Annotated in this window: 24 protein-coding genes; 6 read left to right on the plus strand and 18 right to left on the minus strand. The window is 60.5% G+C overall.

Translation table 11 applies throughout. The annotated features are described in order from the left end of the window. The 3 genes from IB244_RS22990 to IB244_RS23000 form a co-directional block, all read right to left on the minus strand. Positions 1-1,911 (minus strand): ABC transporter substrate-binding protein, encoded by a 1,911-nt coding sequence (locus tag IB244_RS22990; protein ID WP_192305721.1) that lies wholly within the window; start codon positions 1,909-1,911, stop codon positions 1-3. Continuing rightward, positions 1,905-3,797, minus strand: coding sequence for an ABC transporter ATP-binding protein (locus tag IB244_RS22995; protein ID WP_192305723.1), 1,893 nt, complete (start codon positions 3,795-3,797; stop codon positions 1,905-1,907). The genes IB244_RS22990 and IB244_RS22995 overlap by 7 nt, the downstream gene beginning before the upstream one ends. Positions 3,798-3,949: 152 nt before the next feature. Further along, the gene (locus IB244_RS23000; protein ID WP_018856655.1) at positions 3,950-5,293 is read right to left on the minus strand and encodes an adenylate/guanylate cyclase domain-containing protein; all 1,344 of its coding nucleotides are present in this window, start codon (positions 5,291-5,293) and stop codon (positions 3,950-3,952) included. Between the two features lie 432 nt (positions 5,294-5,725). Here IB244_RS23000 and IB244_RS23005 point away from each other — a divergent pair, with 432 nt between their 5' ends. After that, positions 5,726-7,081, plus strand: coding sequence for a nucleotide sugar dehydrogenase (locus tag IB244_RS23005; protein WP_192305725.1), 1,356 nt, complete (start codon positions 5,726-5,728; stop codon positions 7,079-7,081). Here IB244_RS23005 and IB244_RS23010 read toward each other — a convergent pair. After that, positions 7,071-8,249: a DUF3095 domain-containing protein gene (locus tag IB244_RS23010; RefSeq protein ID WP_192305727.1), complete on the minus strand. Its 1,179-nt coding sequence runs from the start codon at positions 8,247-8,249 to the stop codon at positions 7,071-7,073. The two genes, IB244_RS23005 and IB244_RS23010, sit on opposite strands and share 11 nt — an antisense overlap. Before the next feature lie 126 nt (positions 8,250-8,375). On the opposite strand from IB244_RS23010, the gene IB244_RS23015 reads away from it, so the two are divergent. Continuing rightward, a complete protein-coding gene (locus IB244_RS23015) occupies positions 8,376-8,855 on the plus strand; it encodes a class I SAM-dependent methyltransferase (protein ID WP_192305729.1) in 480 nt (159 codons plus the stop codon). On the opposite strand, the gene IB244_RS23020 is transcribed toward IB244_RS23015, so the two are convergent. Together IB244_RS23020 and IB244_RS23025 are read right to left on the minus strand one after the other, a co-directional pair. After that, on the minus strand, positions 8,856-9,731 hold the full coding sequence (locus tag IB244_RS23020; protein ID WP_113113156.1) for an FkbM family methyltransferase: 876 nt from the start codon (positions 9,729-9,731) through the stop codon (positions 8,856-8,858). It lies immediately after the preceding gene. Continuing rightward, positions 9,728-11,449 (minus strand): adenylate/guanylate cyclase domain-containing protein, encoded by a 1,722-nt coding sequence (locus IB244_RS23025; protein WP_192305731.1) that lies wholly within the window; start codon positions 11,447-11,449, stop codon positions 9,728-9,730. Before IB244_RS23025 ends, IB244_RS23020 begins: the two co-directional genes overlap by 4 nt. 193 nt (positions 11,450-11,642) lie before the next feature. Between IB244_RS23025 and IB244_RS23030 the strand changes: the two genes are divergently transcribed. Continuing rightward, positions 11,643-12,731, plus strand: coding sequence for a glycosyltransferase family 4 protein (locus IB244_RS23030; protein ID WP_192305733.1), 1,089 nt, complete (start codon positions 11,643-11,645; stop codon positions 12,729-12,731). Continuing rightward, positions 12,728-13,477 (plus strand): polysaccharide deacetylase family protein, encoded by a 750-nt coding sequence (locus tag IB244_RS23035; protein ID WP_192305735.1) that lies wholly within the window; start codon positions 12,728-12,730, stop codon positions 13,475-13,477. The genes IB244_RS23030 and IB244_RS23035 overlap by 4 nt, the downstream gene beginning before the upstream one ends. Here the strand turns inward: IB244_RS23035 and IB244_RS23040 are convergent. The 11 genes from IB244_RS23040 to pcaD all read right to left on the minus strand — a co-directional run bounded on the left by IB244_RS23040 (position 13,474) and on the right by pcaD (position 23,096). Continuing rightward, the gene (locus IB244_RS23040; protein ID WP_192305737.1) at positions 13,474-14,304 is read right to left on the minus strand and encodes an MBL fold metallo-hydrolase; all 831 of its coding nucleotides are present in this window, start codon (positions 14,302-14,304) and stop codon (positions 13,474-13,476) included. The two genes, IB244_RS23035 and IB244_RS23040, sit on opposite strands and share 4 nt — an antisense overlap. Before the next feature lie 363 nt (positions 14,305-14,667). Then, entirely contained in the window at positions 14,668-15,384 is a 717-nt protein-coding gene (locus IB244_RS23045) for an ABC transporter ATP-binding protein (protein ID WP_113161401.1), read from the minus strand. Next, positions 15,365-16,129 carry an ABC transporter ATP-binding protein gene (locus tag IB244_RS23050; RefSeq protein ID WP_192305739.1) on the minus strand — a complete coding sequence of 255 codons (765 nt, stop codon included), beginning with the start codon at positions 16,127-16,129 and terminating at the stop codon, positions 15,365-15,367. The genes IB244_RS23045 and IB244_RS23050 overlap by 20 nt, the downstream gene beginning before the upstream one ends. Next, the gene (locus IB244_RS23055; RefSeq protein ID WP_192305742.1) at positions 16,126-17,136 is read right to left on the minus strand and encodes a branched-chain amino acid ABC transporter permease; all 1,011 of its coding nucleotides are present in this window, start codon (positions 17,134-17,136) and stop codon (positions 16,126-16,128) included. The genes IB244_RS23050 and IB244_RS23055 overlap by 4 nt, the downstream gene beginning before the upstream one ends. Before the next feature lies 1 nt (position 17,137). Continuing rightward, positions 17,138-18,001 carry a branched-chain amino acid ABC transporter permease gene (locus IB244_RS23060; RefSeq protein ID WP_192305744.1) on the minus strand — a complete coding sequence of 288 codons (864 nt, stop codon included), beginning with the start codon at positions 17,999-18,001 and terminating at the stop codon, positions 17,138-17,140. A gap of 98 nt (positions 18,002-18,099) precedes the next feature. Further along, entirely contained in the window at positions 18,100-19,272 is a 1,173-nt protein-coding gene (locus IB244_RS23065; RefSeq protein WP_192305746.1) for an ABC transporter substrate-binding protein, read from the minus strand. 126 nt (positions 19,273-19,398) lie between these two features. Further along, entirely contained in the window at positions 19,399-20,448 is a 1,050-nt protein-coding gene (locus IB244_RS23070) for a 3-carboxy-cis,cis-muconate cycloisomerase (protein WP_169683736.1), read from the minus strand. A gap of 63 nt (positions 20,449-20,511) precedes the next feature. After that, positions 20,512-21,126 carry a protocatechuate 3,4-dioxygenase subunit alpha gene (pcaG, locus tag IB244_RS23075; protein ID WP_018856640.1) on the minus strand — a complete coding sequence of 205 codons (615 nt, stop codon included), beginning with the start codon at positions 21,124-21,126 and terminating at the stop codon, positions 20,512-20,514. Beyond that, positions 21,126-21,875 (minus strand): protocatechuate 3,4-dioxygenase subunit beta, encoded by a 750-nt coding sequence (gene pcaH / locus IB244_RS23080; protein ID WP_192305748.1) that lies wholly within the window; start codon positions 21,873-21,875, stop codon positions 21,126-21,128. Before pcaH ends, pcaG begins: the two co-directional genes overlap by 1 nt. Positions 21,876-21,885: 10 nt before the next feature. Beyond that, entirely contained in the window at positions 21,886-22,290 is a 405-nt protein-coding gene (gene pcaC / locus IB244_RS23085) for a 4-carboxymuconolactone decarboxylase (protein ID WP_018856638.1), read from the minus strand. Next, positions 22,287-23,096, minus strand: a complete 810-nt coding sequence (pcaD, locus tag IB244_RS23090) for a 3-oxoadipate enol-lactonase (RefSeq protein ID WP_192305750.1) — start codon at positions 23,094-23,096, stop codon at positions 22,287-22,289. The genes pcaC and pcaD overlap by 4 nt, the downstream gene beginning before the upstream one ends. A 152-nt stretch (positions 23,097-23,248) precedes the next feature. Between pcaD and pcaQ the strand changes: the two genes are divergently transcribed. Beyond that, positions 23,249-24,175 carry a pca operon transcription factor PcaQ gene (gene pcaQ / locus IB244_RS23095; protein ID WP_192305752.1) on the plus strand — a complete coding sequence of 309 codons (927 nt, stop codon included), beginning with the start codon at positions 23,249-23,251 and terminating at the stop codon, positions 24,173-24,175. 68 nt (positions 24,176-24,243) lie between these two features. Continuing rightward, positions 24,244-24,672: a lipocalin-like domain-containing protein gene (locus tag IB244_RS23100; protein ID WP_192240038.1), complete on the plus strand. Its 429-nt coding sequence runs from the start codon at positions 24,244-24,246 to the stop codon at positions 24,670-24,672. A 115-nt stretch (positions 24,673-24,787) separates the two neighbouring features. On the opposite strand, the gene pobA is transcribed toward IB244_RS23100, so the two are convergent. Further along, positions 24,788-25,960 carry a 4-hydroxybenzoate 3-monooxygenase gene (gene pobA, locus IB244_RS23105; RefSeq protein ID WP_192305754.1) on the minus strand — a complete coding sequence of 391 codons (1,173 nt, stop codon included), beginning with the start codon at positions 25,958-25,960 and terminating at the stop codon, positions 24,788-24,790. Between the last annotated feature and the right edge of the window lie 50 nt (positions 25,961-26,010).

A 26,010-nucleotide genomic window follows, 5' to 3' on the forward strand; every position in this document is an offset into this window, starting at 1 on the left:
TCAAGCCTCCTTGAACCAGAAGGCATCCGGCATGTAGAGGCCGAGATAGGATGTCGGGTCAAAACCATAGAGGCCCTCATCCGGCACGTTCTGCAATCTGGCGGATCGGACGATCGGCTGCAGCGTGCTGTTGATGAGGCCGATCGAGAAGACCTGCTGTGTATAGAGCGCCAGCATCTGATGCCAGATCACCTCTCGCTCCTCGAATCTCGTGGTATCACCCCACTGTTTGAGAAGCGCGACGAGCTGCTGCACTTCCTCGAGGTCCGGGGCGCTGCCTTCCTGCCCGGCCGACAGGTGATACATCCCCCAAAGCGGCCATTGCAGTTGATCGTCGACGGTTGGCGCAAGCTGCCCCGGAGGCATGTCCGCGGTCGCAACCCCATTCTCGATGCCGTACCAGATCGACATCATGATCGTGCCGCTCATGGCGCGGCTGCGGAAAACGTCGCGTTGTGAGGTGCGGGTATAAAGAGCAAGGCCGACCTCAAACCAATGATCACGCACCAGTTCCAAAACGTCCGTGTCGAGGTTGCTTTCGCCAGCGGTCTCCACGGTGATTTCGGCACGGCGACCATCCGGCAACAGCCGAATGCCATCGGCGCCACGGTTCGCCAGCCCGAGCTCGTCCAGGAGCTTGTTTGCCTGATCGGGATCATGAGCAATGAAGGCTTCTGCATATTCGGGTCTGAAGAGGGGGCTATCGGGCAAGACGGTATCAGCGCTTGCCTTGCCGAGACCATAGAAGGCAACCATGTTGATCTCATGCCGATCGATCGACATCGACAGTGCGCGGCGGAAGCGCGTATCCCGGAACAGTTTGCGCCAGACCTCGTCGGCGCAGTTGAGGTTCGGCAGGAGCGCCACGCGCGATCCGCGCACCTGCTTCCACAGGTTGACCTTTACGGGGAACCGCTTTTCGGCATCCTTGAGGAAGGTGTAATCGTTGAAGTCGACGCCAGTGGCCTGCAGGTCGGATTCACCGGCGCCCGCCTTGGCGGCGATGATCGAGGATGAACTGACGTTGAGGATGAACTTGTCGATGTAGGGGAGTTGCACCCCGTTCTCGTCGACCCGATGGAAAAACGGGTTTCGCACGAACACGAATTGGTCGGCCGGCAGCGGCGTCGTGTTGCGCCAGGGATCGAGCGTCGGCAGGTCCGGATTTTCAGGACGCGAGGAACGCGACATCTTGATGTGCAGATCCGCCCACTTCTTGACGCGGTTTTCCTTCATCAGCGCCGAAATACGGAAATCGTCCTGGTATTTCTTGTGAAACTGCTTGAGATAGTGCCCCGGCCCGAAGATCACGAGCGGCAGCGGACCGGCAAGCGCCGGCAGGAACATCGGATTGGGTCGCTCCCAGGTGTAGCGAACTGTCAAAGCGTCGAGCACTTCGAATTTCGGCAATGTGCCATGGGGTCGCAACTCGAGCGCGCCACCACCAGGTGTCAGGTCCTTGTTGAGGATCACGTCCTCCCACCAGTAGCGGAAATCGTCCACCGTAAAGGGTGCGCCGTCGGACCAGCGGTGACCTTCGCGGAGATAGAAGGTGAAGACCGTGTCATCCTTGGATTCGAAACCCAGGAGAATATCAGGCTGGAACATCAGATGCTTGTCGTAACCGACCAGGCGCGAATAGCCATAGACGGTCATGTAGCGGATATCCTTCTGGCTGCCGATGATCGTGCGCACCGTGCCGCCATAGACGCCCGGCTGGCGCCCCGTATCCTTCATCTTGACGATCCGGGGATGCGTCGGCAGGCGATCCACCATGGGAGGAATGCGCCCTGCGCGCAGCCAATCCCTGAGGAACTCGGGTTCGATATCGCGATCCGCCGCCGCCTTGACAGCCGAGGGCAACACTGCCGAACCGATAAGACCACCGAGAAACGTACGCCGCGTTACCATGAGCGAAGCTCCTTTGCGTCTGCACCCTTGCGGGCACGCACAAGATGGCCGTTGCCGAGATCAGCGTAGGCGAGCTCGGACGCATCATCATGCTCCGCCGTAAAGGTAATGCCCCAGTTCTGCTTGTCTGCGGCGCCGTTTCTTCTCAGCGCCTCGAAATCGAGCGGACGGTTGAGGTCGGGGAAGGGGACTGCCGCCAGGAGCGACTTCGTATAGGGATGCACCGGATCGCGCAGAATGATCTCACGCGGGGCAATCTCGACGATGCGCCCCTTGCACATCACCGCGATGCGGTCGGCCATGTAGTCGACGACCGCCAGATTGTGCGAAATGAAGAGATATGTCAGTCCGAGATCCTTCTGCAGGTCTTTCAAAAGGTTCAGGATCTGTGCCTGGACGGAAACGTCGAGGGCCGATACAGGCTCGTCGAGAATGATGAGCTTTGGCCCGAGTGCCAGCGCGCGCGCAATGCCGATGCGCTGGCGCTGCCCGCCGGAAAAACTGTGCGGGTAGCGGTTCAGATAGCGCCGGTCGAGGCCGATCGCACCCATCAGCGCCTCTACCCTCTGCTTGCGCTCGGCGCTATCCCCGCGGTCATGGATCTCCAGCGGCTCGCTGAGGATGTTGCGCACGGTCATGCGCGGTGACAGGGACGAGACCGGATCCTGGAACACCATCTGTATCTTGGTGCGCAGCTCCTGCAGATCGTCGCCCGAAACAGACAGGACGTCGATCACGTCCTTGCCATCATTGAAGACCACCGAGCCACCGTCCGGCCTCACGGCCCGCATCAAGATCTTGCTGACCGTCGTCTTGCCGCAGCCGGATTCGCCGACGAGCCCCAGGCATTCCCCTCGGCGGATGTCAAAGCTGACATCGTCGACAGCATGAACGAGCGCAGCTTCGCGCGTTCCAAAAAGGCCGCGATTGCGGGTCTTGAAGGTCTTGGAGAGGTTATTGACGGAAAGCAGGATCTCCGGCCCTTCTGCCTTCACCTTCTTCTTGCCGATCAGGGACTCGAGGTTGACAGGCACGTCGCGCAGCGCCTTGAGACGTTCGCCGGGCTTCATGTCGAAATGCGGCACGGCGGCCATCAGGCCCTTGAGGTAAGGATGCTGCGGGTTGCGGAAGATCGACTCGACTGGTCCCGCCTCCATGATCTCGCCATGATAGATCACCACCACCTCGTCGGCCATGTTGGCAACGACGCCGAGATCATGCGTGATCAGCAGCATCGCCATTCCGAGCTTGTGCTGCAGGTCGCGCAGCAGCTCCAGGATCTGTGCCTGAATTGTAACGTCGAGCGCCGTCGTCGGCTCGTCGGCGATCAGGAGCGCCGGATTGCAGATCAGCGCCATTGCGATCATCGCGCGCTGGCGCATGCCGCCCGAGAGCTCGAAGGGATACATGTCGAAGGTGCGCTTCGGATTGGCAAAGCCGACAAGAGCCAGCATCTCCTCGGTCTTTTCGCGCGCCTCCTTCTTGTCGGCTTCCGTGTGGATGAGGAGTGCTTCACTGATCTGATTGCCGACGGTGTGGAGCGGCGACAGCGAGGTCATCGGCTCCTGAAAGATCGTCGCCATGCGGCGGCCACGCAGGTCACGCATCTCCTCGCTGTCGCGGGAATAGCGCAGAATGTCTGTCGTCTTGCCATCCAGCGGGTCGGTAAAGAGGATCTGCCCCTCGGCCGTTGCCGGGTTTGGCAGGATGCCCATGATGCTTTGGCTGATGACCGATTTACCTGAGCCGGATTCTCCGACGAGCGCAGTGACCTTGCCCGGCAAAATACGGATATTCGCGTTTTTTACGACGCGCAGGCGATCGCCGAAAACCGAGAAAGAAACGTCGAGGTTCTCGATGCGCAACAGATCCGAGGCGGACGCCATACCAATGAAATTCCCCAGTTTTTCCATGTTCCCGTTAAGGCACACTACCGTACCGCAATCGGGGTGTCCAGTTGATGACGGACACGTGAAAACCCTGGCATTTTACAGGCTGAGGAAGATTAAATCTCGGCTGAATCTGCGCCCTGGTATCTCTACTGGACGAATTCCTCCACCGTCGGTCTTTTGGCCTGCTTTCTAGCATCGCGATGAAGCAGAATGACCTGCTCCGCCTCGGAAAGTGCGGCCGGTGCGACCTCGCGGAAATTCTCCTCGACATGCAGGACGGGCGCTGGCACATGCGGCTGCAAGACCGTGACTTTTTGGCGGATGCCGCGGAGCTTTTCCTCGCCGAGAGTGCGCCACTCACCGCCGCAGTAGCCGGCAAAGGCCTGGCTTGCGATGACCTCGCTCGAATATTTCTTCGTCAGCGATTGCAAGCGCTGAACCTCGTTGACGGCCGAGCCGAACGCCGAAAAAGTCAGGCGATCCTTGAGGCCGACATTGCCGAACATGACGTTGCCGACGTGCAGGCCGATCCCGTAGGAAACCTTGGTCAGGCCGGCATCCAGTCGCTCCCGGTTCAATTCCGCGACACGGGCTTGCGCCTGGTGGACCGCGGAAAGGGCTGCCTGACAGGCAATCTTGGATGGATCCTTGTGCCGGCCACAGGGATAGACGGCCAGGAAGCCGTCACCGAGGAAGCTCAGGATCTCGCCGCCATTGCGGTTGAATGGCGCAGCGATCGCGTCGAAGAACTGGTTCAGCGTATCGATGTAGGCCTGCCGCCCCTCCTTTTCGGCATACACGGTCGATTGGCGCATATCCCCCATGACGAGAGCGGCACGGATCGTCTCGCCGTCGCCACGGCGGATCTGGCCATTCAACACCCGCTTGCCCGCATCGCCGCCGAGATAGGTGGTGAGCATGTTGTTGGCGAGCTTGCCGAGAACTGCCATCTTCGCGGCAACGGCAAGATGGTTCTGCATGCGCAACAGCGCATCGATCATGTCGTCGGAGAAGCCGGCGTGGCTATCCGTCGACCATGAGCCCATCATGCCCTGGACGGAGCCATCGCCGAATGGCTGGACGAAAGCCAGATAGTCGGTGATGCGCTCATCGCGCAGATCGAGGAAGACCGGGAATTCGGCGGGGCCATCGGCCGGTATACGGCGACGGATGTGCTGCAGGTTGTTGTCCAGGAGATAGTAGTAGGGGCTCTGCAGGAAGCGGTCCGGCTTCTGCCCGGCGGCATGGCGATAACCCTCGATCGTGACACCGCTTGCGCGTCGCCATGTAAAGCTCAATGCGTCGTAAAGCGGGTGCAGCATCGAAAAGGTCAGATGCACGCGCGCGATCGGCAGCCCTGCCGCCGCAATACGCTCGCAGAATCCGCGAACGATGCTTTCGAGGTCATCTCCGGCCAGCGACGAATTCGTCAGCCATTCAGCGACCCGATCCAACAAAATAGAGGAGACGCTGGATTCGATCGTGCCCATTCTTGGTAGTATCCTCATAAAGCACGTCCATTCCTGAAAAGCGTCGGCAACCCTGCCTGCAGCAACGCCGTGCGCAGGGCGGGAAGGAGGATGGACGAGCGGTAATATTGTGTCAACGATCTGCCGGGAACCCGGCAGCGGCACCTGTCAAACCCTTGATAAAGTGGGTAGGATAGGCAGTCCTTTCTCGTGGTTCGTTATTCGATGTAGATAGGCACGGGGCCAATCCCAAACAATGGTATCTGCGCATTTTCTGACCCTGCAGTGAAATCTCTTGGCGCATCCGCGCCTTTTTGGTCACACTGGTCGGGACTGCCGGAGGATCGAGGCACAGCCGCAGCGCGAGTTTTTGCGGTTGCGTCAGCGGGCATTGCCCTGGCGGCGGGTTTCAATTGGTGCGCTCTTACATTAGATCAAGGTACCTTCAGCACTATGATGAGACCTGCCTTGGCGAGTTCCTCCACCTACGACGTCCTTTCAAACAAGATCGAAACCCGCAATGCCCGAGCCGGTGTCATTGGGCTCGGCTATGTCGGCTTGCCGCTGGCAATCGCCATTGCCCGCAGCGGCTTTGCTGTCACCGGTTTTGACATCGACCCGAACAAGATCGTCTCGCTGGATGCGCGGCGTTCCTATATCGATGCGGTCGCAAGCGACGACCTCGCAGCCGAAATTGACGGCCAGCGCTTTTCGGCCACGACGGATTTTGCCGGGCTTGCGGCCTGCGACGTCATTGTCATCTGTGTTCCGACGCCGCTCACCAGGCACCGCGATCCTGACCTTTCCTTTGTGGAGGCAACGTCACGGTCGATTGCAGAGCACCTGCGTGCCGGCCAGCTTGTGGTGCTGGAATCGACGACCTATCCGGGCACCACGGATGATGTCGTCAAGGTCATCCTGGAGAAAACCGGCCTGAAATCCGGCCGCGACTTCTTCATCGGTTTCTCGCCCGAGCGTGAGGATCCGGGCAACCAGCACTATCATACGGCGACAATTCCGAAGGTTGTCGCCGGCGATGGCGCAGAGGCCCTGGCGCTGATGAAGAGCTTTTACGGCGCTGCGGTCAAAACCGTCGTTCCGGTGTCTTCCAACGCCACTGCAGAAGCCGTCAAGCTGACCGAAAACATCTTTCGGTCGGTCAACATCGCGCTCGTCAACGAGCTGAAGACCGTCTACGCCGCCATGGGAATCGATGTCTGGGAAGTGATCGACGCGGCCAAGACCAAACCGTTCGGCTACATGCCCTTCTACCCGGGCCCGGGCCTTGGCGGCCACTGCATTCCGATCGATCCCTTCTACCTCACCTGGAAATCCCGCGAATACGAGTTGCCGACGCGCTTTATCGAGCTCGCTGGCGAGATCAATTCGGCAATGCCGCGTTATGTCGTCGGCAAACTTGCCGAAACACTCGACATCAAGGCCGGCAAGGCGCTCAGCCGCTCGCGGATCCTGATCCTTGGCCTCGCCTACAAGAAGAACGTCGCCGACATTCGCGAGAGCCCTTCATTGCGCCTGATGGAGATCATCGAAGAGCGCGGCGGCAAGGCCGACTATCACGATCCCCATGTCGGTGAGATCCCCTCGACGCGCGAATACCAGCATTTGAAAGGCCGGAAATCGGTCGATCTCACGCCTGGGGCCCTGGAAGCCTACGATGCAGTTCTTGTCGCAACCGACCATGACAAGCTCGACTATGCAGTGATCGCAGATCGTGCGCCGCTGATCATAGACACCCGCAATGTCTTCACGCGCCTCGGGCTGTTCGCCGACCACATCGTCAAGGCGTGATATCGACCGCTGACAGTGTCTTGCCCGTGATCTGGCTGGCAGCGACGGCGTAGCCGCCGCTGGCACCGTCGACAAAGTGCACGTGGTCGCGTGACACCGGTGTCGGGACAAAACAGGTCATCAGCGCCGAGGACTGCCGGTGCAGGCCGTAACGGGCAATGCCCTTTGCTTTCGCCTCTTCGAGGAGCGCCTGGATACGGCCAAGATGGCCGGCATCGACGTCGATCGTCATCTTCAGCCCGTCGTCGAACTTGCGGAAATCTGAATTTCCGGAGACGTCTTGGGTGTAGCGCCGGGCGTCGAAACGGCCAAGCTTGATGCCCAGTCTGTGGAGCGCGACGACAAGCGCGATCTGCAACAGGATGATCACCTTCCGCAGCAGTCTCTTTCCCGGCAGTGCGGTTGCCCGTGCCTCACGATCAACGCCCTGCAGTGAAAAGGCAAATTCAGGGCCATCGGCAGGGATCGGGTGGCCGCCACGGCCCTGTTCTGAAGAGATAGCCACGACGTCCATCACGAGCTTGCGAAACTCCGGGCTGGGGCGCCCGCCCTCGGCCGGTACGGCGATAATGGAGACGATCTCGCCATTATGCGCCGCAATCGGGCTCCACCGACAGGAGAGACCGGTCAGATCCGGCCGCGTCCCTGGCGGTGCAGGCTCGACACCATAGCGGCCGGTCTTCATCTGGCGCTCGGCCCAGCTGGCTCCGCCGCCGGCAAACATGGCATAGGTAACGAAGGGACTGGCGGCGTGCCGGGCGACGCGAACGTCCAGGCCTTCCTTGCGAATATCGGCAAGCGGGACGACCGCAATGCGCAGCGTCAGGCCCATTTCCTCCTCTACCCATCGCTGCGTAGCCGCGAGTGCACTTCGCGCCGCATTCTCGAGGTTCCCCGGCAGCGCAACCACGGCACCATCGCCGCCAAACACGAACGGGTAGTCACCCTTGTCAACCGCATTCAGGACGGCTGAAATGACGCTGACGCCCGCCATGTTGACGTCCTTGTAGCGGCCGGCGGCGATCGCCTGCGTCGAACCGACGATGTCGGCAAGGGCCAGGAACCAGCCGTCGGGAAGCGGGTGATAGTTGCTCGTATCGGTTACCCGCTCGAAATCGGTGAAAACGGGTACGTCGGCAAAGAATCTTTCATTCGAGATGTCGTTCATCTGAGAAACCTAGCACAGACCCATGCTGTAACTGCAACGCCATTTTCCCATCTACGGCAATCGACTTCATACAGTTTCATGTGCTAGCACCGCTTTCGAAAAACGATTGAATGGACAAGAACATAGATGAGCCGCCTGGACAGCTTCATCCGCCGATTGACGGCTCAGCGTGACATATTGAATGCGATCGTCGAGCTGGTAAACGGCACCGAGGGGCCGGTTCTGGAATTCGGCCTTGGCAACGGCCGCACCTATGATCATCTGCGCGAGCATTTTCCTGATCGTCGCATCATTGCCTTCGACCGCGACGTTCGCTCCTATTCGTCTTCGACACCCCCGGCGGAGAATATGGTGACCGGCGATATCCGCGAATCCGGCCAGGCCTTTCTGGGTATCGGAGCGGCACTCGCCCATGCCGATATCGGCACCGGGCATGACGATATCGATGCCGTCACATTGACCTGGCTGCCGCAACTCATGGCGGGCGTACTTGCCAAGAATGGCATCGCCGTCAGCGGTCTGCCGCTGGATCGCCCGGAACTGGAGCCGCTCGAGCTACCGGCGGGGGTCAAGGAAGGCCGTTACTATCTCTATCGGCGGAAATAATCAGGGAAGAAACAAGACGTCGTACTGTTCGATGCTGCCCGGCAGGTTGACGACCTTCATCTCCTGTTCTTCCTCCTCGAAGAAGACCAGGCAATCCTCGTAGTAGCCGGCGAGCGTCCTGATGAAATCGCGGGTCTGTTCCGGTCCGTAAAAGAGCGGCGTGAATTCCATGTAGAGCGGCACGCGGCGCGACAGGAGCGGTGCCATCGAGGCGCAGGCGACAGGCTCATAGCCCTCGATATCCATCCAGACGAGGCCGATATCGAGGGGATCGATGGAGAGCTCATCGAGGATCTCTGTCACCGGTCTGACCGGGACGCTCGTTTTCTGGTCGCTTGCACTTTTCCGGTACGCGCTGCTCTTGCCGTGATTGTCGGCGTTCATGAAGAAGTCGATCTCGCCAGCCGTCGCCCCGGCGGCGCAGTTGACCAGCGTCACGATTTGATCGAGCCTGTTCTGGCGAATATTGGTCTGCAGCAGGGGGAAGTTGCGCGGGTCGGGCTCGATGCTGACGATGTGATCATAGGCGCCGCTCAGTGCGAAATAGACGGTCTGCGTCCCGATGTTGCCGCCAATCTCCAGAAGATGGCGCCCGTGCATGAGCCCGCGCTCACGCAGCACCGCAATCAGGCGGTCCACATGCTCGCGCTCGAAGTGCCCCTTTCGAAAGACCTTGCGCCCAATGTAGTCGGACGGCGAGAACGTCATCAGGTGATCGCCAGCATCGACCGTCATCGACACGACGCGCGGCCCGATGCTCTCGATCAGCAAGCGCCTGCCGGTACGGGTATTGAAGAACCTTTTTGCGACAGCGTTGCGCGCCTTTCGCAGCCGTTTCTGCCAGAATTTGGTGTTGAGCCAGCCGCGGCTCGTCATGCATCTTTTCCTTCGATCAGTTCGGCGGCCTTGTCGCTCGGAATCACATAGACTTTCAAGGGCAGGGCGCGACCGCGCACGCTGATTTCACGGCTTTCCACACCCGCCGTGTCGGCCCCGGAAAGGCTTGCGACCGCGTCGGAAATGACGATGGCTGCATCGAATTCCTTGGCTGCGGTCTCCAGCCTGCTTGCAACGTTGACGGTGTCGCCGATCGCCGTGAGACTGCGCACCCGACCATAGCCCAGCGTTCCGACGACGGCGGGCCCCGTGTGAATTCCGATGGCAATGTGAAGCGGCATGGATAGTTCGTCCGAAAGCTCGACGCCGAGCCTTTCGATGTCGCGAACGATGGCCGCTGCCGCGGCAAGCGCCTGGCGACATGCCTCTTCAGGCGCACTGCCGATGCCGAAGAGCGCCATGGCGCCGTCACCGATGAACTTGTCGACACGGCCGCCTGCCTTTTCAACGGCGTTGCCAACCAGGGCGAAATAGCGGTTGAGCAAAAATACGATGTCGAAGGGCAGACGCATTTCCGTCAGTGACGTGAAATGGCGAATGTCGCAGAAGAGAACCGTAATCTCGCGCTCGCGTCCGGGGCTAGTTTCCTGTGCGTTTGGCGGCAATGTCGCCTCTGGCGCGGCAACGAGCAGCGGTGCAACCGTCACGTCATGAGTTGGCCGCAGCTGGCAGGCAAGCCGCACATCGGGCGCTGCCTTGATCCTCTTCAGCGTCGTTTGCTCGAGCTTGTCAGGCGGCGGCAGATCCTCGTATCGGCCAAGGATCTGGACGCGGCAGGTCGAGCATTGCCCCTTGCCGCCGCAGACGGAATAGTGCGGCAAACCACCGAGCCGGCTTGCCTCCAGAACCGTAAAGCCGCGCGGCACGCTGATCGCCTCGCCACCCGGATAGCGCACTGTGATCTGATTGACCCGCTCCCTCCACCGTCGCCATGTCCGCGCGCCGACGACGATCAAAAGCGCGCCCGAAAACGAGCCGTAGAGGCCAGCGCGGATCATGGTAAGCTGGCGCTGTGCCTCAGGGTTCGAGTAATAGCGCGTATTGAGATTTTCGAGATAGCGGTTGGTGTTGACCATGCCCTCGTAGGCCGGCTCCGCGATCGTCCTTCCCATTTCAATGAAGCCGAGTATGCCAAGCACCGGCAAGAGGATCGCGACTGCGAGAAGCATGGCGGCGATGGTGTCGTACCAAGGCCGGTAGCGAAGCCAGAAATGCAGGCCGATACAGCCGTGGATCCAGACGGCAAGCAGTGCGATGATCTGGCGCCATCCGTTGCCAGGAGAGGTAATCCAGAGCAACCGGACGATGGTCTCGTAGTCGTCCCGGTAGTGAAACAGCGTATGGGCGATTCGCGTGCCGATGACATGGTCGATCAACAGCAGCGGGATCGCGATCCCGAGCACGATCTGGGTCATCTCGCCCGCCGGCATGACAAGGCTGCGGCGCCTGTAGACCGCCCTCAGCACCAGCGTGATGTGAACGAGGACGGCGCCGTAGAAGACGACGGTTCCGACAGGGTTGCGCCAGATCGCCAGGAAAAGCCTCCGCCCATCGTCGGCTACCGGGACGGAGATCAGACCCAGCGCATGGTTGGACAGATGCAGCAGGACAAAAAGAAACATGACGAGGCCGGAACCAAGCCGAGCTCTTCTGATCGTCCGCTCTGAAAAAATACTGGTGGCAGCGACCGTCGCCATTCATTCCCGTTCTTGAATACCAAATGACAAATACAATAGAGAGGACGGAATTGAGGTGGAATTGCCGCCGTCTCTGATTGTGATCGCCTTTCACATGCTATCAGCAAAACCTAAGGAAGCCGACAATAGCGGAATTTCTCGTGGCAAGCCCAGACATCGATTGTAAACAGTGTGTGTCCACGGAGGCGCTTTGATGCGGGTTGCATTCTATGCACCGTTGAAGTCCCCGAACCATCCCGTTCCCTCAGGTGACCGTCTGATGGCGCGGCTCATCATGAAGGCTCTGGAACTGGCCGGACATTCCGTCGAGGTCGTCTCGGAGTTCCGCAGTTTTGCAGCCACCGCCGAGGATGCCGCCGGGCTATGGCCGGCGGCACAAGCCGAACTGCAACGTCTCCGCAAGGACTGGTTAGGCGGGCTGCGCCCGGATCTCTGGTTCTGTTACCATCCCTACTACAAGTCACCCGATTTCTTCGGACCGACGCTCTGCCGGGAGTTCGCCATTCCCTACGTCACGGCCGAGGCATCCTATTCGGCGAAGCGGGACGCCACCGATTGGGCACCGCTGCAGAAACTGGTTGTGGACGGAGCCGGTAACGCGGCCGTCAACATCGCTTTTACGGAACGCGACAGGGCGGGGCTGGCAGAAGTCCTGCCGACCGGCTCGTTCGCCGTACTCAAGCCCTTCATCGACACTGCGCTTTTCGAGACCGCCTTGCATAAGGCAAAGCCACAACGACTGATCGCCGTCGCCATGATGCGCAGCGGCGACAAGATCAAGAGCTACACGATGCTGGCCAAGGTGCTGAGGCTTCTTGGCGATCGCGCCTGGACACTGGCGATCGCCGGTGATGGGGCGATGCGGGCCGACGTGGAGCAACTGTTTGGCGCCTTCGAACCGGGCCGTATTGAATGGCTCGGCGAGCTGAATGGCAGACAAGTCGCTGCTGAACTCAGCCGCTCCGGCATCTATGTGTGGCCGGGTTGTGGGGAAGCCTATGGGCTTGCCTATCTGGAGGCGCAGGCGGCCGGGTTACCGGTGGTCGCCCAGAGGACGGCGGGCGTTCCTGAGGTGGTCATCGACGGCACGACCGGCTATCTGACGGCAGAGGGCGATCTGCCTGGCTTTGCCGCGGCAATCGCGGCTTTGCTCGACGATCCCGGCAGGCGCTCGACAATGGGTGCAAATGCGCGCCAATTCGTCCTGAAAGAACGTTCGCTCAAGGTCGCGGCGAAAGCCCTCGACACCATTTTGCAGACTTACGTGAGACGAAAAGCATGACCGACGATCAGATCTGGGTGCCGCTCCGACGGGAACTCGACCGTTGGCAGGCGGCGGGGCGCCGGGCACGGCTTTGGCTTCGCGACGATGATGCAATCGAGCCGACCGACGCACTCGAGAGCCTGCTCGCCCTCACAGGTCAAGCTTCCATCCCGCTGACCATTGCCGTCATTCCAGCCTCGACCGGCGAAGCACTGGCAACGCGCCTGTTGCGCGAAAACCATATCCTTGTCGCCGTTCACGGCTGGTCACATGCAAACCATGCCGGCCCGGAGGAAAAGAAACAGGAGCTTGGCCGCCATCGGCCGGCGGACCTCGTGCTCGGCGAATTGCGCGATGGCCTTGTCACCCTTCAAGGCCTTTACGGCCCCAGGCTCGTTCCAATGCTCGTGCCGCCCTGGAACAGGATTAGCGCCGAGCTCATCCCGCTGCTTGGAGCACAGGGTTTTGATGTGCTGTCGATATTTGGCAGGTCCACGGCTCACAGCCCGATCCGCCTGTTGAACACGCATGTCGATGTCGTAAACCAGCGTGGACAGCGAGGGAACCGTCCGCATGGCGACCTTGTCGCAGAATTGGTGGCAGAATTGAAAGCGCGCTTTGGGCGAGACGACGAGCCCGTTGGCATTCTCACCCACCATCTGGTGCACGGTGCATCGGAGTGGGAATTCCTGACCCGCCTCTTCCAGGAGACCGGGAAACATCCGGGCGCCGCCTGGATGTCGGCGCGCAATCTGCTGGACTAGATTTCGAGGACCTGATTGTCCCTTGCGGCGAAAGCTCCTGGAAATGCGGCCTGGGCCTCCTGTTCCATCTGCTCCAGCTGCGTGTCGGTTCGCGATGGAGCATGGTGGAACAAGGCAAACTGCCTGGTACCCGCCATCTTGGCCAGTTCGACGCCATGCTGCCAGGTGGAATGGCCGAAGCCCTTGAAGCGCTGCATCTCGTCTTCGTTGTAGGTGCAATCATAGACGGCGAGATCGACGTCCTTCATCATTTCAAGCGCAACCGGATCGTAAACGCCGGGAATATGCTCGATATCGTAGATCAGGGCGACGGAGCGCCCCTGCCATTCAATGCGGTAGCCGATCGCACCGCCCGGATGGTTCAGCATGAACGTCTTGATCTTGACGCCGGGCCGCGGCTCCAGCGTCTGGCCGGCGTGAAAGTCGCGGAAACTCATCGTCGCCTGGCAGATGTCGGTCTTGACCGGGAACCACGGCGGGCTGATGAACTGCTCGATCATCTCGCGTGTGCTCATCTTGCCGTCGAGATGGCCCGACCAGATCGTCAGGTCGATCGTCGGATAGTAGATGGCCTTGAAGAAGGGCAGGCCGATGATGTGGTCGTAATGGCAGTGGCTGAAGAACAGGTCGACATCCCTGACATCCTCGTTGAGCATGGCAAGCCCGGCTTCGCGCACGCCTGATCCGGCGTCGAAGATCATCCGGTGTTCACCGCAGCGGATTTCGATACACGAGGTGTTGCCGCCATAGCGATCGAATTCGAGGCCCGAGACCGGGATGCTGCCGCGAACGCCCCAAAACTTTACCTGAAACAGATCTTTACTCATCGCGTCTTCAAAATGGGCCGACCTCTCTACGCCATGGTAATCATACTTTGACGAACAAGCGAAGCGTTGAGTTTTGTCGGCGACCCGTATCCTTCGTGCCGTTTCTACCAGCTGCGAGCAGAATGGTAGATATTTCTAAGCAATCGGTTTTCACGCCAGAACGCAACTGCTTATGGTTTGTTTTCAGTAAACGGACGATGACGCCTGACAAGAAGGGAGACGACATGGCCCGCATTGCCTGTCTATTAGATGGTTTCTCGACTGCCGGAATACAATTGAATGCTTCTCCGTCAATAGTATGAGAGCGCCGCGGGCGGTTTGGCCACGGGGCAGGACGACGATCGTGCCCCGTAGTTGCTCCGCCTAATGCAGACCGCCAACGCCAAGCAAGCGCTCGACAGCCGCGTGATCGTCCGACAGCGCCTTTGGCGTCCCGGCCCAGGCGAGGCGCCCGCGCTCCAGCACGATCACATGGTCGGCAAAATCAAGCGCGCTCTGGATGCGTTGTTCAACCAGCAGGATCGTCATGTCGCCGGTCTTCGCGAGCTCGGCGAACGCAGCCATGAGCTCCTCGCAGATGACGGGTGCCAGGCCCTCCAGCGGCTCGTCAAGCAGAAGCACCGACGGACGACCAAGGATCGTGCGAGCCGTCGACAGCATCTGCTGTTCGCCGCCCGAAAGCTGGTTGCCAAGATTGCGGCGTCGCTCCTTCAGGCGCGGGAACATGCCATAGGCTTCCTCAAGCGCGCTCTTCGGCCGGCCCTTGAGGCCGACGAAGAGGTTCTCCTCCACCGTCAATGTCGGAAAGATGCAGCGCGCCTGCGGAACATAGCCCAGTCCCTTGTGCGCGCGTGACGCACTTGGCATGGCCGTCACGTCGGCACCACCGATCCGGATCGTGCCGTCGTAGCGTTTGGTCTGCCCGGCGAGCGTCGCAAGCAGGGTGGTCTTGCCCATGCCGTTGCGGCCTAGAACGGCAAGGCGCGCGCCTGATGGAACGGAGAATGAGATGCCTTCGAGAACCCGTGTCGGCCCGTAGCCGGCCGACAGATTTTCGACCTCAAGCGGCGTGGCTGGCATTGGCATAGCTCCCGAGATAGGCCTCGCGAACGCGGGCATCCTTGGTAACGTCGGCGGGCGATCCATCAAAGATGATCGTGCCTGCCGCGAGAACGACAACGCGCTTGGCGAAACGGAAAACAAGATCCATGTCGTGCTCGATCATCAACACAGCGAGATCGGCGGGCAGGTCGGCGAGCGCCTGCTCGATGCGACCGGTGTCACTCTGGGGAACACCGGCGGCCGGCTCGTCAAGCAGGAGCACCTTTGGCCGCAGGGCCATCGCAACGGCGATTTCCAGGAGCCGCTGCTGGCCGTACGCAATCTCATTCACCTTGCGATGCATGAGGTGGGCGATCCCCAGCGTACTGAGCAGCTCGCTGACTTCATCCATCACATCGGGCATGGCAAGAAAATTCCCGAACATGCGCCCCGTGCGTCCTTGACGCTGGAGGATGGCAAGGGCGACATGCTCGGCCGACGTCATCTCGAGGAAGAGCCGGGTAACCTGGAAGGACCGCACCAGGCCGCGCTTGACACGGCCATTGGCACCAACCTTGGTGACAGTCTCGCCCGCAAGCCGGACATCGCCGGAATCGGGCTGCAAGTTGCCGGTCACGAGATTGACGAAGGTCGTTTTGCCAGCACCATTCGGTCCGATCAGCGCCACGCGATCGCCCGGCGCCATAGACAGCGAGACATCGTTTGTCACGGCAAGGCCGCCGAAGGATTTCTTCAGGTTGGCAACTTCGAAGAAGGCGTTCATTGTCCCGCCTCCTTCCTGCGGTTAAAGAAGGCTGCGGCGGAGCCGTAGAGCCCCTTCGGTGCGAAAAGGACGACGGCGATCAAAAGCGCGCCCACCATCGTCAGCCAGTGGAATGGGTTTGCCGCCGAGACATAGTCCTCGAAGAGCATGAAGATCACCGTGCCGGAAAGCCCGCCGAACAGTGAGCCCGTGCCACCAAGAACGAGCATGACCAGTGACTCCGCCGACAGGGTGAAGGAGAGACTGTCGAGGCCAACGACCTGTGTGGTGATGGCGTTAAGTGCCCCACCGACGCCGGCGACCGCACCCGAGATCACATACATCTTCATCAGGGCAGCCTTTGGCGAGGCCCCCATGGCCCTAATGCGCAACGGATCCTCCTTTATGCCACGGCACAACATGCCAAAGGGCGAGCGCACGATGAGACGCAGAAGCACAAAGACGATGAGCAGCAGGACAATCGCAAAGACGTAGGCTGTATGGCCATAGAGATCGAATTCGAAATATCCGAGGATAGGGTCGGCAGAGATCCCGGACAGACCGTCGCTCCCGCCGGTCCAGCTGGACGCCTTGTTGGCGAACTCGTGGAAGAGATGGATGAGCGCGATCGACAGGACGAGCTGCGGCAGGCCATGGCCACGCAGGATAATGATACCGCTGATCAGTCCCGCGACAGCACCGCCAGCGATGCCCGCAAGGGTCATCAGCAGCGGATCATTGATGCCATAATGCGCCGAGAGAATACCCGCGGCATAGGCGCCCGAACCGAAGAGGGCCGCGTGTCCAAGCGTCGCGACGCCGCAATAGCCCGTGACAAGATCAAGCGAGAGAACAAGCAGGGCGACGGCGACGATGCGGGTAAGCAGCGCAAGATTATCCGGAAACAGGAAGTAGCCGACGACGGCAACGACCAGGATCGCCGCAGCGCCTGCCGCATCACGGCCGAGCGATCGATGGAGGCGGGCGGAGGCGGAAACACCTGCTTCAGTGTTCATGACGGCAGCCATTCTATTTCGTCCTTCCCGCCAGACCGCGCGGGAAGATGCAGATGATCGCAATGACCGCGAGGTAGAAGAAGAATTCGCCGAATTCCGGCATCAGGTAGCGTCCTGTCGTATCGATGCCGCCGAGCACGAGGCAGGCGATCAATGCGCCCGGGATGGACCCCGCACCGCCGACCGAAACGACCACGAGGAAGGTCACCATATAGCGCAGTGCGTAGTAGGGTTCGACCGGCAGCAGTTCGGCGCCGACAACCCCGCCGAATGCGGCAAGGCCAACGGCAACGGCAAAACTTAGCGCATAGACGATCTCGGTGCGTACCCCGAGTGCTGCCGCCATCGCCGCATTGTCGACGGAGGCGCGCAGCTTCACGCCAAAGCTGGTCCTTTCGATCGCATACCAAAGTCCGCCGGCGACTGCGAGACCGCAAAGGATAGCAAACAGGCGGTGGACAGGGATGGTTCGGAAGCCAAGGTCCGCCGAGCCCTGAAGTCCCGATGGCAGCGGGATCGTCTTCAGGGTTGGACCAAACACGTAATTGGCAATGCCGATGATGCAGAAGGTAATGCCGATCGTCATCAGCACCTGCGTCAGCTCTGGCGCCCCATAAATCCGCCTGTAGAGAAAGCGTTCGACAGGAATTGCGATGATGACGGTCCCAACGACAGAGGCAAGCACCGCAACACCGTAGCCAAGCCCGAGATCGCGCGCGGCATAGGACGCGATGTAACCGCCGATCATGGCGAAGGCGCCGTGGGCGAGATTGACGACGCGCATCAATCCCATGGTTACCGACAGACCGATCGAGATGACGAACAGCACCATGCCATAGGCAAGCGCATCGACGGCTATGCTGAAGACTGTTTGCATGAGGCTATCCCGATGCTGTTGGAGCGGGCCGGCATTGCGGTGCTTAGAGCGCGCTCGGCGCCGCAAGCATCCCGGTCCGCTGCAGATGTCAGAGGTCTCTACTTCGCAGCCGCAAGGCCAGGGTCGCCCTGCTTTTCGAACGTCTGGACTTCCTTGTTGTAATAGGTGCCATCATCGGCCTTGGTGACTTCGCGCAGGTAGATGTTCTGCGTGATATGGCGGCTTTCCGGATCGATCGAGACCGGACCGCGCGGGCTGACCCAGGTCAGGCCCTTGACTGCCTCGACTGCCTTGGCTGCATCCTGCTTGCCGCCGGTCGCCCCGATCATCTTGTAGATGACGTTCATGCCGTCATAGGCACCGACGGCCGGGAAGGACAGTTCCGCCTTGCTGCCGATTGCCTTGGCTGCAGCCTCGACAAACGCCTTGTTCTCCGGCGAATCATGCGAGACGGCATAATGGAAGGTTGTCTGAATGCCGAGAGCAGCATCGCCAAGTGCCGGAAGATCGGATTCCTGCGTCAGGTCACCTGGCGCAAAGAACTTGATACCGGCAGCCTTGAGGCCGTTTTCATTGTAGGCCTTGACGAAGCCGAGCGTCGTCGGACCGGATGGCAGGAAGGCGAAAACGCCCTGCGCGCCGGAATCCTTGACCCGCTGCATGATCGGGCTGAAATCGTTGGTCGAGAGCGGCATGCGGATTGCCTCGACGACCTGACCGCCTTCCTTCTCGAAGGCTGCCTTGAAGGCATTCTCGGCGTCGACGCCCGGACCGTAGTCGCTGACAACGGAGATGACCTTGCTGACGCCGGCGTCATGGGCAACCTTGGCGATCGGCGTCGAGGTCTGCCACGTCGTAAACGAGGTGCGCACCACCAGCGGGCTCTTGGTGACGATTGCCGATGTGGCCGCGTTCATGATGACGAGCGGCGTATTCGCCTGCTTCAGGATCGGCGTCACGGCCATCGCGTCAGGCGTGAAATAGAATCCCGCGAGGTACTGGACCTTTTCCTTGACGACCAGCTCCTGCGCCAGCGCCTTCGACTGCGCCGGATCGGCCGCGGGCAGATCGCGATAGATCACTTCGACGGTGTTGTCGCCGACCTTGTTGCCGTTGATCGCCATGTAGGCATCGATACCGGCTTTGAAGTTCTTGCCCTGCAGGGCGAACGGACCAGAGAACGGCCCGACGACGCCGACCTTGATGGTATCGGCATAGGCCGCTGTGCTCATGACGACTGCCGCAACGGCGGCCAGGACAAACCGTTTCATAAATCCTCCCATTGACGATGGCGCACTCCTACGCCGCTTTAGTTCACAGCTAAAGCCTTGGCGATAGTGTCTCATTCAAAACGGTAATGTAAAATGAAATAAACGGCAAAAATCATACCTCGGGGGTTATGATTTGTGCCCAATTCGCTTGATATTGCCGGCCAGTTCAAGCGCCAGGCGAAGCGAAGTGGCCGTCGCCATGACCATTTGCGGCAGAATGAGCCATTCCAGCGTCCACGCCGCGCCCGATCGCTCCTGTTCGTGCACCAGCGACTGATGCATGCCGGAGAGTTGGGTCGCATTGAAGCGCGCCAGAGCAACGAGCGTTTCGGCTGCGACCGGGTTTTGCTTGTGCGCCATTGCGGACGAACCGCCCCCCCCTGATAGCTCGATCTCATCGCCCGCCTGCGCCAGAAGCGCGACATCCTGCCCGAATTTGCCAAGGCTGCCACCGATGAGCGACAGCAGATTGGCGAAATCCGCGACGACCCCGCGTTGGCTTTGCCATTGCGGCGTGTCTGAGAGGCCGAGCTCCTGGGCCAGGGCTGAGCGCACGGCTGGGGCAAGATCCTGAAGCTTGTCGAGAGTACCGGCTGCCCCGCCGAACTGCAGGGGAAAGCCCTGTTCGGTCAGCCGGTCCCGATAACCGGCAAGCGGTGCGCGCCAGGCGCGAAGACGATCAGAGACTGTGATCGCGATCGCAGCCTGCATGCGGGTCCGCCCCATCAAAGCGCTTTTCCCGAACTGCGCGTCGAGACTGTCGAACACCTTGGCAAGCTTCGTGAGCCGATTTGAAAACAGGAACGTGATTGCCTTCAGGCGAACCATCAGGCTGGTATCGATGACATCCTGGCTCGTGGCGCCGAGGTGAACGCAATCAAAGTACGGCTCCCCGACTGCCTCGCGCAGCTGTTTGACAAGATCGGCAACCACAACTCCGTCGCGGGCCGTGGCCGTTCTCAGATTGAGGACATTCGGTTCAAACGTTGCGCAGACCGTGCCGATATGGCGTGCCGCTTCATGCGAAATCAGACCGTGAATGGCCTCGGCCCTGGCGAGTGCTGCTTCGAACCCGAGCATGGCGCGAATATCTGCCGCCGCGGAGAAATACGAAGCCGTCTCCTCGTCGCCGAGCAGGCCGGACAGAAACGGGTGATCAAAGGCTGAGATGGTCATCGGTGTCTTTCTTGCTGCGACCGACAACTGCGCCTGCAATGTCCTTAACGCAAGTCCCTCCGGTCAGATATCGAGGAACACGGTCTCCCGGTCGCCCTGCAGCCGGATGTCGAAAGTATAGGTCGATCCGTCACGTTGGGCGATCAGCGTGTCGACGCGTTCCCGGTGCTCGATGCGCAGAAGCAGCGGGTCGGCCTTGTTGGCCTCTGCCTCCTCTGGAAAATACATGCGCGTATGCAGGCCGATGTTGATGCCGCGTGCGACGATCCAGAAGGTGATGTGTGGCGCCATCTTGCGGCCGTCCTTGAAGGGAACGCGGCCCGGCTTGACGGTGTCGAAGGTGAAAACGCCGTCTTCGGCGCGTGTCGGGCAACGGCCCCAGCCGGTAAAGTTCGGATCTGCCGTGCCCCGCATCTCCGACGGGCTGTTATAGAGGCCGGCGCCGTCGGCCTGCCAGATTTCGATGACTGCATCGCGCACCAGAGCACCGGCACCGTCAAAAACGCGGCCTGTCACCGTGATGCGCTCGCCAAGCGTCTTGTCGTTGACCATCACCGTTCCGAGGTCATTTTCATAGACGCCCTTGATGTCACAGAAGTTCGGGGTCAGGCCGATATGGACATAGGGGCCTGCCGTCTGCGAGGGCGTTTCCTTGAGATAGCCGAGTTCCTGAACCATCAGTTCCCCTCCATGCGGTTTTCGAACATCGTCGAGCGGCGGCCGCGCAAAACGATGTCGAACTTGTAGGCGCGCGCATCCATCGGAATCGTGTTGCCCCAGTCGAGCGGCGCAATCAATTGCTCGATGGCGCGCTTGTCGGGGATCGTGCCGACGATCGGACACTTCCAGATCATCGGATCACCCTCGAAATACATCTGCGTGATCAGACGCTGGGAAAAGCCATGGCCGAAGATCGAGAAGTGGATATGGGCCGGGCGCCAGTCGTTGACGCCGTTGGGCCAGGGATAGGCTCCCGGGCGAACCGTGCGAAACGCATACTGACCATGCTCATCGGTGATGCAGCGCCCGCATCCGCCGAAGTTCGGATCGATGGCGGCGAGATAGGTTTCCTTCTTGTGCCGATAGCGCCCGCCGGCATTGGCCTGCCAGAACTCGACAAGGGCACCGGGTACCGGGCGTGCACGTTCGTCGAGCACACGGCCGTGGACGATAATGCGCTCGCCGATGGCACTTTCGCCCGGCTTGGCGAAGTTGTGGATCAGGTCGTTGTCGAGCTCACCGATGACGGAGTGGCCGAAGACCGGCCCGGTGATTTCCGAAATCGTTCCGTCAAGCGACAACAGCGCGCGCTGCGGCGAACGCAGGACCGAGGTCTTGTAGCCTGGGGTGAAGGCAGGCGCATGCCATTCGCGGTCTCGCGCGAAGAATGCGCCGGTTTCGGGAATGCGGTTGGGAAGATCGGACATCCTATGCCTTTCAGGCCGCCTTGCCGGCGTCCATCTGTTCGAAAACATGCTTGGCGATCTTGATGGCGTGATTGGCGGCGGGAACGCCGGCATAGATCGCCACGTGCAGCAACGCTTCGCAAATATCATCGCGCGAGGCGCCGGTGTTGGCGGTGGCGCGGACATGCATCGCCACCTCGTCGTCCTGGCCAAGTGCTGCCAGAAGCGCGATCGTCACGATCGACCGCTCGCGGCGCGTCAGTGTCGGGCGCGACCAGACATGTCCCCAGGCGGCTTCCGTGATCAGGTCCTGGAACGGCTTGTCAAACGGGGTCGAGCTTGATTCGGCGCGATCGACATGGGCATCGCCCAGCACGGCACGCCGCGTCGCCATACCCTGCTCGAAGCGCTTCGACGGCTGGTGGAGTTCACTCATGAGCTCTTTTCTCCATGCAATGCGAAATCGATGAATGCGCGAATGATTGCCGTCAGCGCTTCCGGCTGCTCGACGCAAGGGATATGGCCCGCATCGCGTATGATCTCGAAGCGGGCGTTGGGAATGAGCCTGGCCGTCGACTTGACGAGATCGGGCGGCGTCGAGCCGTCCTGATCACCGACAATGCAGATCGTCGGAACGCTGATCCTGGAGGCCACGTCCGTGTAGTCGGCATCGCGGATTGCCTCGCAGGTGGCAAGGTAGCCTTCCACCGGCTGGCGCACGAGCATGTTGCTGTAGCCGTGATAAGCCGTGTTCTCAGGTCGCCGGAAAGCCGGCGTGAACCAGAGCTTCATGACGCCGTCGACGATGCTCGCAATACCCTTGCTGGCGACGGTTTCAATCCGTGTATTCCAGCTCTCGGTGGTGCCGATCTTGTGCGCCGTATCGCAAAGGATCAGTCCCTGCACCATGTCGGGCCGCGCCTTGTAGAGCGCCTGAGCAATCAGCCCGCCCACGGAAAGACCGCAGATGAAGGCCTGCTTGACCGCCAGAAGATCGAGCAGGCCGGCAAGATCGGAAGCATGATCTTCGATCGAATAGGGAACCTGGCCGACATCGGAAAGCCCGTGGCCTCGCTTGTCGTAGACAATGATCGCGTAGTCCCCGGCCAGTCGTACGATCACGTCGCGCCAGATGCGAAAATCGGTGCCAAGCGAATTAGCAAAGACGATGACCGGCTTGTCAGCGGGGCCGCTGATCAGCTGGTAGTGGATCGCGATGTCGTTGATACGGGCAAACTGCACGGCAAATCTCCTCTCCGTGCCGGTCACCATGCAAGTCGCGGCCGACTTGAATGAGAGGGGCCGACACAGACCCTGGTTCAAATTGGATGTTTAATCTGGTTAGGTAAAATGATATTTCGTGGCATTTCGATAACTCCGGAGTTATGAAATCCATGATCGACAGTCGGGTGAAGTTTCGTCATCTACAGACATTTGTCGAGGTGGCGCGGCAGAAAAGCGTGATGAAGGCAGCCGGATTGCTCAATGTCAGCCAGCCGGCGGTGACGAAGACGATCCGCGAACTGGAGGAGGTGCTTGGCGTTGCGGTCTTCGAGCGCGACGGGCGCGGCATCAAGATCACCCGCTATGGCGACGTTTTTCTGCGCCATGCGGGAGCAGCGCTCACGGCCTTGCGCCAGGGCCTTGATTCGGTATCCCAGGAGCGTTTCGGCGAGGCCCCGCCGATCCGGATCGGCGCCTTGCCGACGGTCTCGACGCGGATCATGCCGCGCGCCATGGAGCTTTTCCTCAAGGAAAACACCTGGAGCCGCATCAAGATCGTGACGGGAGAGAATGCGGTGCTCTTGGAGCAGCTGCGCGTCGGCGACCTCGATCTCGTCGTCGGGCGGCTTGCCGGCGCGGAAAAGATGGCCGGCTTTTCCTTCGAGCATCTTTACTCCGAACAGGTCGTCTTTGCGGTTCGTGCAGGCCATCCGCTGCTGAAATCGCGCCAGTCGCTGTTTGCGAAGCTCGGTGAATATACCGTGCTGATGCCGACGCGCGCCTCGATCATTCGCCCCTTCGTGGAAGGCTTCCTGATTGCCAACGGCGTCGCCAGTCTGCCGAACCAGATCGAAACGGTGTCTGACTCCTTCGGCCGCGCCTTCGTGCGGTCGAGCAACGCCATCTGGATCATTTCCACAGGTGTGGTCGCAACCGATATCGCCGACGGCCTCCTGGAAGTCTTGCCGATTGACACCAGCGAAACAAAAGGGCCGGTTGGACTGACAATGCGCACGGACGCCATTCCCTCGCTGCCGCTTTCGATCCTCATGCAGACGCTGCGGGAGGCGGCGATGGAGGTTGCCGCCAAGACCTAGCGACCCTGTTGCGGATAGGGCCTGCGTGGTATCGTCCAGCTCGTGCAACTGCGCGTGGGAGCCACACTATGGGAAGTGCAGCCGCATTACATGGAACATGGAGAATGGTATCCTGGACGCGCCGTGCTGTTGCGACCGGGTTGGTTACGAATGCGATGGGACCCGACCCTGTCGGATATCTTTCCTATCATCCGGATGGCCGGGTAATGGCTGTGGTCGTCAGCCGCGAACGGCCGGCGCTGAAAGGCGAAGTCCCGACCGACGCCGAAAAGGTCGCGCTGTTCGATTCCATGCTCGCCTATGCCGGAACCTATACCTTCGAGAATGGACGCGTGGTGCACCATGTCGACGCGAGCTGGAATCCGGCCTGGGGCGTCAGCGACCTGATCCGGCCGTTCTCCATCGACGGCAACAGGCTTGTCATCAGCGGCGCCCCTGGGGTCGATCCAAAGAACGGCGAGGAAGTTGTCTACGAACTCGAGTTCCGCAAGGTCTGACGCCAGCAAGCCTGCCAGCCGACAAGGTGCCGATCGACGGGCGAGCAGCGGTGGGACGCATGAACCACCGCCGCTCCCCGTGCACCCTTCCGTGGATGGCGGAAGGGAAACTAAATTAGTAGGGAAGGCCGACGTAGTTTTCCGCAAGCGCGGTCGAAGCTGCGCGTGAATGCGTCAGATAGTCGAGTTCGGCTTCCTGAATCTTTTGGTCGAAATCACCGGTATCGGGGAACCGGTGCATCATCGTTGTCATCCACCAGGAGAAACGGACCGCCTTCCAAACGCGGGCGAGTGCCTTTTGGGAATAGGTGTCGATGCCTGCGTTCGAACGATCCTGGTAGTGTTCGATCAGGCCCGAGAACAGATAATGCACGTCGCTCGCGGCGAGATTGAGGCCTTTCGCACCGGTCGGCGGAACAATATGGGCGGCATCGCCGACAAGGAACATGCGGCCAAAGCGCATCGGCTCGGCAACGAAGGAGCGAAGCGGTGCGATCGACTTCTCGAAGGAAGGCGCGGTCACAAGTGCATCGGCATGATGCGCAGGCAGGCGGCGGCGAAGTTCGTCAAAGAAGCGGTCATCGCTCCAATCCTCGACCTTTTCATCGAGCGGACACTGGATGTAGTAGCGGCTGCGATGCTCCGAGCGCATGGAACAGAGCGCAAATCCCCGCGGGTGGTTGGCATAGATCAGCTCATGGTTGACGGGAGCGACCTCGGCCAGAATTCCAAGCCATCCAAAGGGGTAGATCTTCTCGAATGTGCGCAACGATTTTTCGGGAACCGCCTTGCGGCTGGCGCCATGGAAACCGTCGCAGCCGGCGATGAAATCACAGTCGATGCGGCGCGTGGCACCATCCTTTTCGTAGGTGACGTAAGGGGCCGCTCCATCGAAATCGTGCGGCTTGACATTCGCTGCCTCATAGATCGTCAGCGCGCCGCTGGCTTCGCGTCGCTCCATCAGGTCGCGGGTGACTTCCGTTTGCCCGTAGATCATGACGCGCTTGCCGCCGGTCAGACCGAACAGGTCGATGCGATGGTCGCGCCCGTCGAAGGCAAGGGAAAAGCCGTCATGCGAAAGACCTTCGGCATGCATGCGCGCGCCAGCCTTTGCCTCATCGATAAGTCCAACGGTTCCTTCCTCCAGCACGCCGGCACGTACGCGGCCAAGGATATAATCCTTGCCAACGCGGTCCAGGATGACGTTGTCGATGCCGGCTTCCGTCAGCAACTGGCCAAGCAAAAGCCCTGAAGGGCCGGAGCCAATGATGGCTACCTTGGTGCGCATGGTGTCCTCCCGCACTTGTCTTTTGTCAAATCTTGACCGGGCAAGGCGCC

It is taken from the genome of Rhizobium sp. RHZ02, assembly GCF_014851575.1.
Taxonomy (GTDB): Bacteria; Pseudomonadota; Alphaproteobacteria; order Rhizobiales; family Rhizobiaceae; genus Rhizobium; species Rhizobium altiplani.